Genomic DNA, 15,989 nt, shown 5'->3' with positions numbered 1-15,989 from the left:
TCAATATACAATGTAGGGGACCCCAAAGAGGTCCCCTATAGCTGCTATTAAAGCATTCTTTCAATAGCTCCATTGAATTGATCTAGCGCTTTGCTAAGCAGAGCGCGGGGACAGGCCAAATTGATACGAAGGAAACCTGTTCCTTGTTCACCATAGATTGAGCCTTCGTTGAAGGCGATCTTGGCTTCTTGATACATCAATTGCTTCAGAGCATCCGGGTTTAGTTCGAGCTTGCGGCAATCCACCCATAGCAGGTAGGTTCCTTCCGATACGATTGGATTCAGCAAAGGCATCTGGTCCTTGATGAAGGAGATAGCATACTCCATATTGCCGCGTACATAGCCCAACAGTGCTTCAAGCCAATCTTCACTCTCGTTATAGGCAGCAATTGTAGCAGGAGGTCCGAAGAAGCTGACTCCACCTACAGCAAGTGACTGAACCTGTTCATCGAATAACCGCTTCATCCCTGGATTCGAGATGCAAGTAAACGAGGAATTAAGGCCAGGCATATTGAAGGTCTTAGACGGTGCGAGACAGGTGACTGTCCGATCGGCGATCGACTTCGATAGCGTTGCAAACGGAATATGTTTCTTGTCGGCCAGTATCAAATCACAATGGATCTCATCGGAGATGACGCGGACATCATATTGTTCGCATAGCCGTCCCAAATGCTCTAGTTCCTCACGATCCCATACGCGGCCGCCTGGGTTATGGGGACTGCAGAGCAACAATAACTTGGCACCGTCACGCATCAGATTCTCCAACTGTTCATAATCCATCTCATAACGACCGTTACGGAGCAATAAAGGGTTCAGGGCAACTTGACGGCCATTCTTGCGAATGACATCGTAGAATGGATTATATACTGGTGACTGAAGAATAACCGAATCACCCGGTTCGGATAATACTTGAATAGCAATACCGAGCGCAGGAACAACTCCTGGCGTATCCGTCAGCCATTCAGGCTGGATCTGCCAATGATGGCGCCTACTGAACCAGCTCGTAATGGCATCTAAATACTCATGAGTTCTAATCGTATAACCATACATTCCTAATTCAGCTCGCTGCTTAACGGTCTCGATGACAGCTGGCGGACAACGGAAGTCCATGTCTGCTACCCATAATGGGAGAACATCTGGATCGCCGAACAAGCTTTCAGCTAGGTCCCATTTTAAAGAAAGTGTGCCTTTTCGTTCGAACTGTTCGTCAAAATGATAAGTCATAGATTTGCTGCCTTCCTTTCTAAGCTGCGATATTATCTATTAATCTGCAGATGTATCATGCTGTTATTCATAACCATTAATGACCAGTTCCAGTTCCCCTGTGGTCGAGTCGATCAGCATGCCGTGAACTGGAAGGTTGGCTGGAAGCAGGGGATGATTTTTAACAATGCCAACAGTATGGATGACGCCTTCCTTCTCATTATTCACACCACGCAGCCATTTGTTCAGTCTAATCCCAGAATGCTCCAAGGTGTCCAGGACTTCGTTGGAAATGCCGCGTTCCCGCATCGTTTCGATAACTCTATCCGAGTTTATGGAAGCCATCCCGCATCCGGTGTGTCCGACGATGAACACTTCCTCTGCTTTTAACTCATAGATAGCTACGATAAGACTACGCATAACGCTACCGAAAGGCTGCGATATAATTGCACCGGCATTTTTAATAATTTTCGCATCGCCGTTTTTCAAATTCATTGCCTTTGGAAGCAATTCCACTAATCTTGTATCCATGCAGGTGACAATGGCTAGCTTCTTATCGGGAAATTTGTCAGTAATATAAGACTCGTAGTCCTTGTGGGCAACAAAATGGCGGTTATGCTCTAGAATAGTTTCTACACGGTTCATAGTGTGAACCTCCTTTCAAATTAAGCGGAGCTCTGATTATGGATGACAAATAATAAATCCGCTTAAAATTTAATTATACGTATTTGAAAAAGTATCAGCAAGAGAAGTGATCAAATAAATAAAGAATCTGCCAATCTGCTGCAACCAAATACGATGAAGATAAAATTTGCGTGCATTTCATACACCCATTTATTCTTGGCTCGGGCTAAGGGGGGCCAGCTTCAGGTTACGTTGAATTATGTGGCTCTTCTGTGATAATGTCATGGTGTGTTCGTTCTACGTTATGTGGCTGGATAACATCTTCTTAGATAATGAACAAAGATGGGCTCAAATTAAAAAAAGAGGTGAATATCGGATGGATCAAAAAACGACGGAAATATGGGAGCAGTTCCGGGATCTTCTTCGTAAAATGACAAGTTATGGGGAAGCGCTCGCCTTATTACACTGGGACCTGAGAACTGGGGCCCCGAAGAATGGGGCCGAGGCGCGTGCCGCTACCATCGGCATGCTGGCTACGGAAAATTTCAAGCTGCAAACTTCCGAGGAAATGGGCGTTTACTTATCTTATCTGAACCGGCCTGAGGTGCTGGCTGAGCTTAATGAGACGGATAGACGTCTCGTTAGCACCGTACAGGAGGAATATGACTATAACGTAAAGATTCCGCCGCAGAAGTTCCAGGAGTACACGGAGCTCGTCTCGCATGCGGAGACACTCTGGACCGACTTCAAGAGAAATAGTGATTATGCCGGATTCGAGCCTTATCTAACTAAGATTGTTGAGAAAACACAGGAATTCATCGACTATTGGGGACCGAAGGCCACCCGTTACGATACGCTACTACATATGTATGAACCGGAGCTGACGGTGGAGAAATTGGATCAAGTGTTCGGACGCCTCCGTGATCGGCTTGTACCTTTGGTCCAGCAAATTGCAGAAGCTTCGGACAGACCGGATGCGTCCTTCCTGGACAATACATTTGATATTGCAAAGCAGCATAAATTCAGTCTGGATATGCTGAAGGAAATTGGCTATGATCTCGACGGTGGTCGGGTCGATGAGACAGAGCATCCATTCGAGACGACGATTAATCCGGGAGACGTGCGGATAACTACGCATTATTACGAGGATGATCTGACAAGCGCTTTGTTCAGTTCGCTGCATGAGGGCGGTCACGCGCTCTATGAACAGAATGTGGATTCCAAGCTGAATGGTACTCCGCTTAGCCAAGGTACTTCGATGGGAATTCACGAATCCCAATCCCGCTTCTGGGAGAATTTTATTGGTCGCAGCCGTGAGTTCTGGAATCGCTACTATGGAGAACTGCAACAGCATTTCCCTGAACAACTGAAGGATGTCTCTGTCGATCAATTCTACCGGGCAATCAACCGGGTGGAGAGCTCGCTTATTCGTATTGAGGCAGACGAGTTAACCTACAACCTCCATGTCATTATTCGTTATGAGATCGAGAAGATGATCTTCAACGAAGGCTTGGCAGTTAGTGATTTGCCGAAAGTATGGAATGAGAAATACCAGTCCTATCTCGGAGTAACCCCTTCCAATGATGGAGAAGGAGTACTGCAGGACGTGCACTGGTCCGGGGGCAGCTTCGGGTATTTCCCTTCCTATGCGCTTGGCAATATGTACGCAGCCCAATTTGCCCATACGATCCGCAAGGAGCTGCCTGAGTTCGACAGCCTGATTGCTGCTGGCAATCTGGGGCCGATCAAGGACTGGCTTACTGATAAAATCTACAAATACGGCAAGTCGCTGAAGCCTGCGGAAATTATTAAGCAAGTCACTGGCGAAGATCTCAATCCAGACTATCTGGCCGATTATTTGGAGCAGAAATACAAAGAGGTTTACAAATTATAATTTCAAAAAACCTCTGAATAATTACTATACGTAGCAAACAGGGTACGAAAACCATAAAGGTTCTCGTACCCTGTCTTTGTGACCACCAACTTTTGTATAGCGGTAATTTCCTATAATTAGTCTTCAATCAAAATAAACTCTTGAAGGTTGTCTCGAATATAACTGCCAATTTTCTGTATGGTTAATGGAGAGGCTTCATTAAATCTATTGGATAAAGGGTATATTGATTCAAGCAATTTTTGATTACGGACAAAATCTTCACGCGTCACATTAAACTCATCCAAACTTCTCGGATGATGATATGTTTTAAGAAGCGACTCGACGCTTTCGAGGATTTGTAGCATATGTTCGTCCCCATAATAGTGAACTCCGGATTTGATTGCTGACCAAATTTTAGGCTGCGCAAAAAAATAAGCACTCCACCAATAAAATTCTTCTAGGGATTCAACGGCGTGATCATAAAATACGTGAAAAGAGAACAACGCCCGTTGACCCTCGGTAAGATCACTATAAAATTCTTCCTTGATCATCGAGCTATTTTCTAAAGTATGATCGGCCATTCTTTGCTTGTAAGCGCGTATTAGCGGCTCGAAACAAACATTGCACACTTCTTCAAGACTTAGCGAATCCAATTCCCATCTTTTCACCTTTGAAATCAATATATAAATCACTCTCCTCTCCAACATTATACAGTAGAAGATCGAAATGGGATAAACATGATGTGGCATCTTGACAATGGATCTTCACCCTTCCTGTGTACTTAACCATTTGCCCAGTTCACGCATACACATAGAACAAAGCTTAATTTTATGGTGACTGTGAAAGAGGTGACAGGCATGTTCAAGCGAAATGCGATGCTGATGATTGCTCTCCTGGTGCTGTTCACGTCGGGATTGGCGGGTTGTGCAGGCGGTGGCGGGACGAAGATCAGAATCGGTGAGGTTACGCGTTCGGTCTTCTATGCACCCGAATATGTTGCTCTGGAGAAGGGATTCTTCAAGGAAGAAGGTCTTGATGTTGAGCTGCAGACGACAGCTGGTGGAGACAAGACCATGACGGCGTTGCTGTCCGGTGCAATAGACGTAGCTCTGGTCGGAGCTGAAACATCCATATACGTATACCAACAAGGTGCGGAAGATCCGGTCATTAACTTTGCCCAGCTGACACAGACAGATGGTACCTTCCTTGTTGCACGGGAAGAGACAGGTGAATTCGATTGGTCGAAGTTGAATGGGAGTATCTTCCTTGGTCAAAGAAAAGGCGGTATGCCGCAGATGGCTGGTGAGTTTACACTCAAGAAGCATGGAATCGACCCTCATGCCGAATTGGAGTTGATCCAAAATATTGAATTCGCCAACATAGCCGCTGCGTTCGCATCAGGTACGGGACAATATGTTCAATTGTTCGAACCGCAAGCTTCGATATTTGAACGTGAAGGAAAGGGCCATGTTGTAGCTTCGTTTGGGACGGAGAGTGGACAGCTGCCTTATACCATATTCATGACCAAGCAGAGTTATATGAACAAGCATAAAGATGCAGTCCAGAAGTTTACGAACGCGATCTATAAAGCACAGATGTGGGTTGGATCACATACGCCGGAGGAGACGGCGAAGACGATAGCACCCTACTTCAAGGATACAGATATGGACATTCTCACCAGCTCAGTGAAGCGCTATCTCGAGCAAGGAACCTACGCTTCAACACCAGTCCTACATGAAGAAGCCTGGAACAATCTGCTTGATGTTATGGATAGTGCGGGAGAACTGAAGGAACGCGTAGAGATGGCGAAGGTGGTTAACAATGATTTTGCGGAATCCGCAGTTAAGGCAGGTTCCAAATAATTAACCGGACGGAAGGGAGTGTGAGCGGTGGTTCCTGTCGTAGAACTGAAGGATTTGGATCATTTATATTTAACGGATCGGGAAGCGATACTTGCACTCAAGGGGATCAATCTGGCCGTGAATGCGGGTGAATTTATCAGCTTGGTTGGCCCTAGCGGCTGCGGCAAGACCACGCTTCTATCACTGATTGCCGGATTATTGTCCCCGTCCCGGGGACAGGTGCTGCTGCATGGCAAGCCGATAATGGGGCCAACACCTGAGATCGGCTACATGCTGCAGCAGGACTATTTATTTCCTTGGCGGACGATTCTAGGTAATGCACAGCTTGGTCTTGAATTAACCGGAAGATTGAATGAACGTGGCACCCTTATGGTGATGGAGCTTCTGGAGGGGATGGGGCTAGGAAATACAGCGAATCAGTATCCGCATCAACTCTCAGGGGGGATGCGGCAGCGGGTGGCACTCGTCCGTACTTTGGCAACGGACCCGGATCTGCTGCTTCTGGATGAGCCTTTCTCAGCGCTCGATTATCAGACGAAGCTTCAGCTGGAGGATCTTGTCGTGGATACGCTTAGGCAAAGGGGCAAGACCGGGATACTGGTCACGCATGATTTGTCAGAGGCTATTGCGGTGAGCGATCGGGTTATTGTCCTTGCCGCGAAGCCGGGGAGAATGAAGAGCACTTATGATATCCCGGACAACATTCGAGAACTACAACCTTTTTATGCCAGAGAGGAAGAAGGCTTCAACGAGTTATTCCAGGAGATATGGCGCGATCTGGAGACTTCGGAGGAGAGGGGGGCGAAGGATGTCGCTCACACAAACTTTGAAAGTTAAACATAAGGAGAAGGATTGGATCAAGGAGCAATGGCATAAACACCGTCGGCAAAAGAGCAGGCGTAAACATCTTGTACTAAGTACTCAATTATCGCTTCTGTTTATATTCATCGGGTTATGGGAGCTAGCTGGCCAATTGAAATGGATTGACGTCTTAATCTTCAGCTACCCATCCAAGGTCGCCCGTCAAATTGCCAAGGATGCCATGTCCGGAGAACTGTGGCCGCACCTTGGGATTACGGTGGCTGAGACGGCGGTCGGTTTCTTGCTTGGAACGTTAATCGGAACGGCTCTAGCGGTTGTAATCTGGTGGTCGCCATTCTTGTGCAGAGTGCTGGATCCTTATATGGTCGTGTTCAACAGCATGCCTAAGGTTGCACTAGGGCCGATATTTATCGTGATGTTCGGAGCGGGCTATACAGCGATCGTCATTACAACACTGTCCATTACGGTCATCGTTACGACCCTAGTGGTATATAACAGCTTTAACGAGGTTGATCAGAACTTGATCAAAGTTATTCGAACGTTTGGCGGCACACGCCGAGACGTGTTCTTAAAGGCGATTCTGCCTGCCTCATTCCCTACGATCGTATCAACCTTGAAGGTGAACGTCGGGATGGCCTGGGTAGGTGTCATCGTCGGAGAATTCCTCGTAGCAAAAATAGGGCTAGGCTATTTGATCGTCTATGGTTTTCAGGTCTTTAATTTCACCCTGGTGCTGTCCAGCCTGGTCATTATTGCTATTGTGGCGACGGCGATGTATCAACTGGTCGTATATATTGAACGCAAACTGCTGAAGGAGCGGTAAGCTCCTTCTTTTTTTGTTGCCATCGCATTGCCCGCCGTTGGCAAATCGAGTACGATGATGAAGTGAAATAGATGAATTTTGTGTCTAGAAATTCAGGTTATTTTTGCGTAAATGTTCAAAAGGTATATCTATAGTCTGTTAATAAAGGGTGATTAGATGGGATTCAGAGTAATTAAGACAGCGATCGCCACGGTACTGGCTATCATCATATCTGACGCGTTTAACATCGAAGGCGCACTATCCGCCGGCCTGCTGGCCATTCTGGGGGTTGATGTAACGCGCAAGCGCAGCATTGCAACGGTATCTTCCCGATTCTTCGCCTCCATCTTGGGCCTAATTATGGCGTTTATTCTTTTCTACATACTTGGCTTCCATATTTGGGTGTTGGCCGTCTACATCTTAATCGCATTCCCGCTCCTTTCCCGCGCGAATTTCAAAGAAGGAATCGTCACGAGCTCTGTCGTGGTGTTCCGTGTATTTGGTGGCGAGGTGATCAGTCTGCAGGTGATGGCAACGCAGATCGAATTACTATTGATCGGCCTTGGCTCCGCCATGATCGTGAATCTGCTATATATGCCGAAGGAGGAAGATAAGCTGTTCAAGATCCGCCATAAAGTAGACGGGCTATTCTCGGTTATTTTCAAGCATATTGCGACATCCCTTCGTGATCCGGAGCATCTATGGGATGGCAAAGAGCTAATTGAGGCAGGCAAATGGGTTGATGAAGGACTAGCCTCTGCAAATCGAGCCCTTGAGAACCAGTTGATCTCGCCGAACGAGGCATGGAATGTCTACTTCTATATGCGTAAACAGCAATTGGATCGAATCGAAGGGATGCTTGAGCTGATCTCTCTCGTCTATGAACGGATTCCACAAGGTGAAGCCGTGGCCACACTATTTGACCAGCTTAGTGTCGATGTAACCCGGGAGTTCTATTCGGGGCAGACGGAGGAAATGCAGATCCAGCTTGACCAGCAATTCAAACAGATGAAGCTCCCTGCATCGAGGGAAGAGTTCGAATTACGAGCCCATCTCCTACAACTCTCCCGCGAGCTAGCTTATTTCCTTGAGATCGCTAAGAAGGACAAGTCACGTCGTACGGTTATTAATTCGGCTGAAGCTGATGCAGAAGAGTCTTGAGCCAAGGAAATATGTATGTTTAGTTCATATGGTAGGCAATAACGAACCTCTCGGGGGTGCTTTTGCACAGAAGCCCGAGAGGTTCTTTGTCAATTGCAGAATAACCAGAGAACAAATATTTTGAGTTATCATTACATATATATATTTTAAGGATTATGGATGGATAGTGCTTGACTTATAGGCATTCACATAATTATTTATGCTTACATATTCAACATTTGCCTATGTCCCGCATACATATGTATGGAATGATGTATGGAGGAGGTTCTAACATGTCATTGAAATATCAAAGTAGAGAGATTATCACGAAAGCGATCTGCGGAAAAGGTCGTAAGTTCTCTACCGTAACACATACCGTGACTCCGCCTCATAAGCCGTCTAGCATTCTGGGGGCCTGGATTATCAACCACCAGTATGAAGCGGTAGCGGCCGGCGACGGAATTGAAGTTATTGGTACTTACGATATCAACATCTGGTACTCCTATGATAAAAATTCGCAGACTGAAGTAGCAAAGGAAACGGTGTCTTATGTAGATAACGTTCCGCTCAATTACCTGGATTCCAGACACCGCCCTTCAACGGTAGAGGTTACTGCGGAGGCAACGCAGGAGCCTAGCACTGTTGAGGCAAGTGTGACTGGCGACGGACGGGTATCGATTCGTGTAGAACGTGAATTCGCCGTAGAACTCGTGGCAGAGACGAAATTGAATGTTCTTGTCGTGCCTGGCAATGCTGAAGACAAAGAATATGATTTCGGATCTGACTCCGAGGATTACGAGGATTTAGATCCAGACCTCCTCGACGACGAGCTTTAGGAGAGTGCTTCAAGAGCGAGCTGCTGCATTGCAGTTTGAGCCCCGAAGCTTTTTGACATCCTTAACACGTATGTTCAAAAAGTCAGACCATCAGCATCAAGCAGCACCGAGATTCCTGCTCCGATAAGCGTTGTCTTGATAAGCTTTGGCTGATCGTCTAAATCGTGATCCGAGGGGACTTTTTGAGCTACCTCTTATAAGTGCGGTTCAAAAAGACCGGTTTTCAGCACCGAGAAAGTTGAATGAAGCTAGGGACTGAGGAGTGGAGTGTACGTAGTGTGTACATGAACCCCGGAGGGCCCGGCCTAATTCAAGATTCGATGTTGAAGATACATCCTGATTTACTTCGTGTTAGATATAGAATTTATTCGTGATCAGTGGAAGCTGATGAAATTCTATATCGCAAGAAAACCTACCTTTGAATCGCGGTCGTTCATCCTAGAATGACTTCGATCGGTTTTCTTATCAAAAGCGGACTTTTTGAGCTACCTCTTAAGAAGCGGGTAATTGGATTATAGTCTACTATATGCGGGAGGGGCGTCGTCGTCGAGGGCGGCTGCCCTCTTTTTGTTTTTAATTTTGAGGATTGAGTGGTCCATGCCTAGGTAGTTGTTAACGGTTATCTATGATGGGAAATCCAAACTTTGTTATTCCAAGCTGAGTGGGGGTGTCAATGAAATGAATTCTAAAAAAAGCCATATCCTACGAATTTGTATGCCCACCAGTGCATCTTCACGCGAAATGACCTATAAGCTCAACTCGTTGGCTGGGCCCTATCGTGTTCTGCAAGACCCTGTCGCCAATCCCCGAACGTGGGGGAATGAATCTGGGACTGGCACGAACAACGTCGTCTATGGGCTGCCAGAGGCCTATCTGGCGGATGAGGTTGTTGAATGGAATATCAACCACGAACTGGACTGTTATATGAAGCTTACCTCAACCGAACGAGAGCGACGTCTGGTTACTGCTGGTTTACTTGCTTCTTTTGAATCCTCAAAATCGGGCAGACAACGAATATACAAGCGCCGATTCGTAGTGAGCGTATTTCATCTGCGTGCCCTGCGCGCAATTCCGCTAGGACGCTCAGGAATTGTCCGTTCTCCCGGGCTTGAGCCGGAACAGGGGACATCACTATGGAGGCGACTGGGGAAGACGGCGATCCGGGCGCTGTACGCGTTCGGTCTTGACATGGGGGATGTGGTTATCGCTGCAGGCGAGGAAGGCCAGTATACGGTCGAAGAGGTCTCACCGATTCCTGATTTTACTGATACCGCAACAGTACAGCTGTACGCGGATGCGATGGAGGATCATTTGCAGGAGCTGGATCAGTTCTCTAACGAGGAGTCTGAGGGGCTTATCGGTATGGATCCAGAATTTATACTCTTTAACCACCATACAGGCAAAGTCGTACCTGCTTCGCGCTTCCTCAGTCATCATGGAGAAGCGGGTTGTGATGTGCTGCGTTTCCAGGGACGTAGACTGCTGCCGCTGGCGGAACTGCGTCCTGCGCCAGGGCGCGACCCTGAGGAGATTGTCCGCCATCTGTTGCATGCTTTTCGAACGGCGAATACTTACATATCCGACCGGAATCTGCTCTGGCAGGCCGGGGGGATGCCACAACGCGGCTTTCCGTTAGGCGGGCATGTTCATTTCAGCGGAGTCCCACTGACGAGCGAATTTTTACGAGTTCTAGACAATTACTTGGCGCTGCCCGTATTTCTACTCGAGGACAACAGCAGCTTTCGCCGCAGGCCAAACTATGGATTTCTAGGAGACTACCGAATCAAGAGCTATGGTGGATTCGAATACCGCACACTGCCAAGTTTTCTCATCTCGCCTTTAGTCACCAAAGGAGTCATTGCCCTGGCTAAGCTAATCGCGGAAGATCCAGGGCATTTCAAGCAGAGACCATTGCAGAACGAGGAAGTGTTCCGTGCTTTTTACAACGGCCAGCCGGAGCGAATCCGCCAATCCATACTTCCGCTATTATCGGATATCGTGGAGGCTGAAGGCTTTAGTCGTTATGAGAAATATTTGGGTCCCTTTCTAGCAGCGGTAAAGTCAGGGGTAACTTGGGATGAATCCACCGACATTCGCAGGCCCTGGAAAATACAAAATCACTCGTAAGCCTCCATTCCTTTCTGTTATAATAGACTTCTAGTGCGAGTTTAAAAATGGACTCTTTGAATGTCTTTTTATGAATGGTAATGTGGAGGTTTGTCATGGCTAACTATACGCCGATGATTCAACAATATTTGAGTGTGAAGGCTCAGGCGAAGGATTCCTTTCTGTTTTTTCGTTTGGGTGATTTTTATGAAATGTTCTTTGATGACGCAATTCTGGCATCCAAGGAGCTGGAGATTACGTTAACCGGCCGCGATGGAGGCACTTCTGAGAAGATTCCGATGTGCGGGGTTCCCTATCATTCGGCTGAGAACTATATTCAGCGTCTAATTGAAAAAGGCTATAAAGTAGCGATTTGCGAACAGGTTGAAGATCCTGCCACGGCCAAAGGCGTCGTCCGACGTGAAATTGTTCGTGTGGTCACGCCAGGCACGATTATGGAAGGTAAGACGGTAGCGGAGCATACGAATAACTACATACTATGCGTTACTGAACAAGGCGGAAATATGGCGCTGGTGGTCTGCGATCTCTCAACAGGCGAGCTCTATGTCACATCGGCTCCTGCCAATAAAGAATGGCTGCGTGATGAGATCGGATTGTATGATCCGTCCGAGATTATTGGCGACGCCGAGTTGCTTGAATGGATCAAGAGTCAGGCATCCACGCTTGGTAAGCCAGTGGTGTATACCCCTTGGGATCGAGGGAAGGAAGAGACGGGACGCAAGCAATTCGGTGAGGCAGCATGGCTGAGACTTGAACCGGAGCGCCAGCATGGTATCTCTCTGCTTGTCGGATATCTAAGTGAGACCCAGAAGCGTTCGCTCGGGCAGCTTACAAAGATCACTGCCTATGAGCCAGAGCAATATATGATCCTCGATCCGTTTACCCGTCGTAATCTGGAACTAGTCGAGACGGTGCGGGAACGCTCTAAGAAAGGATCTCTGTTGTGGCTACTTGATAAGACTGAGACATCGATGGGCGCCCGCCTGCTCCGTCGATGGGTTGATAAACCGCTATTGCAGAAGAGCAGGATCGAGGAGCGACTGGAGGCGGTTGATGCGCTGCATCGCGATTTCATATTGCGCGAGGATCTACGCATCCTGCTTGGGGAGATCTATGATCTGGAGCGTCTGACCGGACGGATTGCCTTTGGTAGTGCAAATGGACGGGATCTGATCGCCCTGAAATCTTCCTTACGACGAGCACCAGCACTGAAGCAGCTGTGCGCGACTTCAGCATCTGACACGTTGCGTAAAATCGCTGCCAGCATAGATATATGCGAGGACTTGGCCGAGATGATCGAGACCTCGATTGCAGACGAGCCCCCGATATCGCTGCGTGATGGTGGAATTATTAAGAAGGGCTTCCATGCTCATCTGGACGAGCTCCGGGAAGCGGGCGTGAACGGAAAACGCTGGATTGCCGAGCTTGAGGCGTCAGAGCGGAAATTGACCGGGATCAAGTCGCTGAAGATCGGTTATAACAAAGTATTCGGCTACTACATTGAGGTAACGAAGGCCAATTTGTCCATGCTGCCGGAGGGCCGTTATGAACGGAAGCAGACACTGGCGAATGCCGAACGATATGTAACGCCGGAGCTTAAGGAGAAAGAACGTCTCATCCTTGAAGCTGAGGAGCAAATGGTTGATCTGGAGTATGTGCTGTTCCAGGAAGTGCGCGAGAAGATCGCCGACGAGATAACGAGACTGCAGTCGCTGGCGGAGAGAATCGCTGAGATCGATGTGTATCGTTCACTGGCTGTTGTTGCATCGGATGGCAAATTCGTCCGTCCGGTCCTCAGCGAAGGCTATGACATGGTGATTGAACAGGGCCGCCATCCTGTGGTGGAGTCGGTGATGAACGATGCGGCATTTATTGCCAATGGGACTGATCTGCGCAAGGATGCAGCAAGTATTCTATTGATTACCGGTCCGAACATGGCCGGGAAGAGTACGTATATGCGTCAGGTTGCACTTATTTCTATCCTGGCGCAAATCGGCAGCTTCGTACCGGCGGGAAAAGCGGAAATACCACTGGTTGACCGAATATTTACACGGATCGGGGCGGCCGATGACTTAATCGGCGGGCAGAGCACGTTCATGGTCGAGATGGCCGACATTCAGATCATGACAGAGAAAGCGACTCCTCGCAGTTTGATTATTATCGACGAGTTAGGGCGCGGTACGTCGACAAGCGAAGGCATGGCCATCGCCCAGGCCGTGATTGAATATGTACATGATCATATCGGCTGTAAGGCGCTCGTCTCAACGCATTTCCATGAACTGGCTATGCTGGAGAAGAGTCTGGGGAATCTCCGCAATTACAGCATGGCTGTTCAGGAGAGCGGTGATAAGGTCCACTTCCTACGCAAGCTGATTCCAGGCGCCGCAGACTCCAGTTACGGGATCTACTGTGCTCGACTGGCAGGGCTGCCGGAAGGCATCATTGGCCGCGCATACGGTTTGCTGCAGGGCTTTGAACTGTCGGCAGTGGAAGCGGCGGCAGCTCAGCAGGAAGATCATGTTGCAACGGTTACCGGAAATCGTGGCACAAATGATGCTAGCCTTGGTATGAGCCGTCAACATACATCTGAAGATGTGAAGAGCGTGGTTTTGAGCCAACAGGCCTCTGCGGACAGAATTGGAGCTGACTCCGATGTTAGTGAGGCTGGTGCGGATTACACGGCACTGCAAGGCTCGGATATGGCCAGAACTAGTCAACCGGAAGGGCTTGGTACTAGTGGCAGTGGAACAGGAAGTATGGGCGTCCCATTGGATGTAGTTGATACTGATAATCCTAGAGAAGTTCAGGATGCTGCCAGCGAGGTTGTCCAGCTATCGATGTTTGAGGATGATCTGCCCGAGCCGAGACACGGCAAGCAAGCATCTGCTGTTCATCAGCCGGCTGCGCTGAAGCAGATGGTAAGCATGGTGAAGCATGCCGACTTGATGAACATGACACCGATTCAGGCGATGCAGTTGATTAATGAGTTGAAAATGAAGGCGAATGAGCTGTGATCAAGTTTCTATAAACTCTAACGAAACTATAGATCGTTATTTCCGCAAAAACAGCGGCTAAAAAAGTTTAACGAAACTACAGAACCTTATTCGGCAAAAATCAACGCCTTAAGCTGATAATTTGCATAAATAACGATCCCCAGTTTCGTTACGATTTCTATCGTCACTGATACTACTAAATAGCGATATCCAGTTTCGTTAGAGATTGCTAAATGCGGTTAATAACCAAAAACGATCAATAAGCGCATAACATACACTTAAAAATCTCAAGTAATCGAATTTTGCTGTAGTAATTGTAATTTGTGCACTTGAAATTGCTCGTGCTCGTAGAGCTTGTAATAACAAACACTTTAAGTGTACGTCATACATTTAAAATGATGTTTATACTGATTGTTACTTTTTTAGTTGTCCTGTTTGCAATTAGGTTGAATCACCATATTGAAGCATGATGATGAATGGGTTGACTGAGGGGGGAATGAACAATGGCTAAAATTGTAGTCCTAGATGAGCATATTGCTAATCAGATCGCCGCAGGGGAAGTAGTAGAAAGGCCCGCCTCTGTGGTGAAAGAGCTGGTGGAGAATGCAATCGACGCAGGTGCTACGAGCATCGAGGTACAGGCGGAGGAAGGGGGACTGTCCCTGATTCGGGTCATCGATAATGGCTCGGGGATCGAGCCTGACGACTGTGAGGCGGCGTTCTATCGTCATGCGACGAGCAAGCTGCTGCAGGGCCGCGACTTGTTCCAAATCCGCAGCCTTGGCTTCCGAGGCGAGGCACTGCCAAGTATCGCTGCTGTTGCCAAGGTAAGATTGGTTACGGCGAATAGCGATCAGGGCTTGGGACGGGCTATTGAGATCGAAGGCGGGAATTTGAAGCTGAACGAAGAAATCGCCACCCCCCAGGGAACAGATATTACCGTTAAGGAATTATTCTACAACACGCCGGCAAGGCTGAAATATATGAAGACGATTCAGACCGAACTCGGTCATATCTCTGATGTCATGTATCGGCAGGCGCTCTCCCATCCAGAGATTGCGTTCACCTTCCGCCACAACGGAAATACGCTGCTGCAAAGCCAAGGTGGCGGAGATCTGCTGCAGGTCATTGCGGCGATCTATGGAGTGAACACTTCTAAGGGAATGGTGGCTATCGAGGCGGAAAACCTGGATTATCGCTTAACTGGTTATATTGGCCGACCTGAGCTGACACGCTCGAATCGCAGCGGAATGTCGACGATCGTTAACGGCAGATATATCCGCAACCAGGGCTTGCATCAGGCGGTCCTTCGCGCCTATCACACGCTGCTGCCGATTAATCGCTATCCGCTTGGCGTGCTGATGCTGGACATGCATCCCTCACTGGTCGATGTCAATGTGCATCCGGCCAAGCTGGAGGTGCGATTCAGTAAGGAGCCGGAATTGAACGGCTTCGTTGAGGAGAGCATCCGCTCCCTGTTGTCTGAGCAGGTGCTGATTCCCCAGGTGGTGAAGCAGAATATCGGCAGAGGCAACACCCAGGCTGTGATTCAAGAACAGTTCCACTTCACGCGTCCTGAGGTGACGAAGGACGCAGAGGAGGGCCGCGAGGGAACGAGCGGCGCTGCCGATGGTTCGGTTGCCCGTGATGTGTCGGGCACCGTGGATAACACGGCCGCTCGCGAGCAGGCGGCCGCGGGCCGGGAAGC

12 protein-coding genes are annotated in these 15,989 nt (G+C 48.3%); 9 read left to right on the top strand and 3 right to left on the bottom strand.

The features are described from left to right. Positions 1-47: 47 nt before the first annotated feature. Positions 48-1,223: a MalY/PatB family protein gene (locus tag ABD014_RS15615; protein WP_343862737.1), complete on the bottom strand. Its 1,176-nt coding sequence runs from the start codon at positions 1,221-1,223 to the stop codon at positions 48-50. Between the two features lie 63 nt (positions 1,224-1,286). Then, positions 1,287-1,847 carry a beta-class carbonic anhydrase gene (locus tag ABD014_RS15610; protein ID WP_343862736.1) on the bottom strand — a complete coding sequence of 187 codons (561 nt, stop codon included), beginning with the start codon at positions 1,845-1,847 and terminating at the stop codon, positions 1,287-1,289. Between the two features lie 355 nt (positions 1,848-2,202). On the opposite strand from ABD014_RS15610, the gene ABD014_RS15605 reads away from it, so the two are divergent. Next, positions 2,203-3,720, top strand: a complete 1,518-nt coding sequence (locus tag ABD014_RS15605; protein WP_343862734.1) for a carboxypeptidase M32 — start codon at positions 2,203-2,205, stop codon at positions 3,718-3,720. 116 nt (positions 3,721-3,836) lie between these two features. Here the strand turns inward: ABD014_RS15605 and ABD014_RS15600 are convergent, their stop codons facing one another. Next, positions 3,837-4,379, bottom strand: a complete 543-nt coding sequence (locus ABD014_RS15600; protein WP_343862732.1) for a hypothetical protein — start codon at positions 4,377-4,379, stop codon at positions 3,837-3,839. Between the two features lie 177 nt (positions 4,380-4,556). Between ABD014_RS15600 and ABD014_RS15595 the strand changes: the two genes are divergently transcribed. From ABD014_RS15595 to mutL, 8 genes are all read left to right on the top strand, one after another. Beyond that, entirely contained in the window at positions 4,557-5,561 is a 1,005-nt protein-coding gene (locus ABD014_RS15595) for an ABC transporter substrate-binding protein (protein ID WP_343862730.1), read from the top strand. Positions 5,562-5,588: 27 nt separating this feature from the next. After that, positions 5,589-6,398 (top strand): ABC transporter ATP-binding protein, encoded by an 810-nt coding sequence (locus tag ABD014_RS15590; protein ID WP_343862728.1) that lies wholly within the window; start codon positions 5,589-5,591, stop codon positions 6,396-6,398. Next, entirely contained in the window at positions 6,370-7,206 is an 837-nt protein-coding gene (locus tag ABD014_RS15585) for an ABC transporter permease (RefSeq protein WP_343862725.1), read from the top strand. The genes ABD014_RS15590 and ABD014_RS15585 overlap by 29 nt, the downstream gene beginning before the upstream one ends. A 156-nt stretch (positions 7,207-7,362) precedes the next feature. Beyond that, entirely contained in the window at positions 7,363-8,346 is a 984-nt protein-coding gene (locus ABD014_RS15580; protein ID WP_343862723.1) for an aromatic acid exporter family protein, read from the top strand. Between the two features lie 272 nt (positions 8,347-8,618). Further along, positions 8,619-9,161 (top strand): outer spore coat protein CotE, encoded by a 543-nt coding sequence (gene cotE / locus ABD014_RS15575; RefSeq protein ID WP_126998118.1) that lies wholly within the window; start codon positions 8,619-8,621, stop codon positions 9,159-9,161. Positions 9,162-9,839: 678 nt separating this feature from the next. Continuing rightward, positions 9,840-11,288 carry a putative amidoligase domain-containing protein gene (locus ABD014_RS15570; protein ID WP_343862720.1) on the top strand — a complete coding sequence of 483 codons (1,449 nt, stop codon included), beginning with the start codon at positions 9,840-9,842 and terminating at the stop codon, positions 11,286-11,288. A gap of 95 nt (positions 11,289-11,383) precedes the next feature. Then, complete coding sequence (mutS, locus tag ABD014_RS15565) at positions 11,384-14,302, top strand: DNA mismatch repair protein MutS (protein WP_343862719.1); 2,919 nt, start codon at positions 11,384-11,386, stop codon at positions 14,300-14,302. A gap of 482 nt (positions 14,303-14,784) precedes the next feature. After that, positions 14,785-15,989, top strand: a 1,205-nt coding sequence (gene mutL, locus ABD014_RS15560; protein ID WP_343862718.1) for a DNA mismatch repair endonuclease MutL, incomplete at its 3' end; no start/stop codon positions are given.

This window comes from Paenibacillus motobuensis, assembly GCF_039521865.1.
In the GTDB taxonomy this organism is placed as follows: Bacteria; Bacillota; Bacilli; order Paenibacillales; family Paenibacillaceae; genus Fontibacillus; species Fontibacillus motobuensis.
Note: the sequence above shows the minus strand (reverse complement) of the source record. Positions and strands in the feature narration are given on the sequence as shown.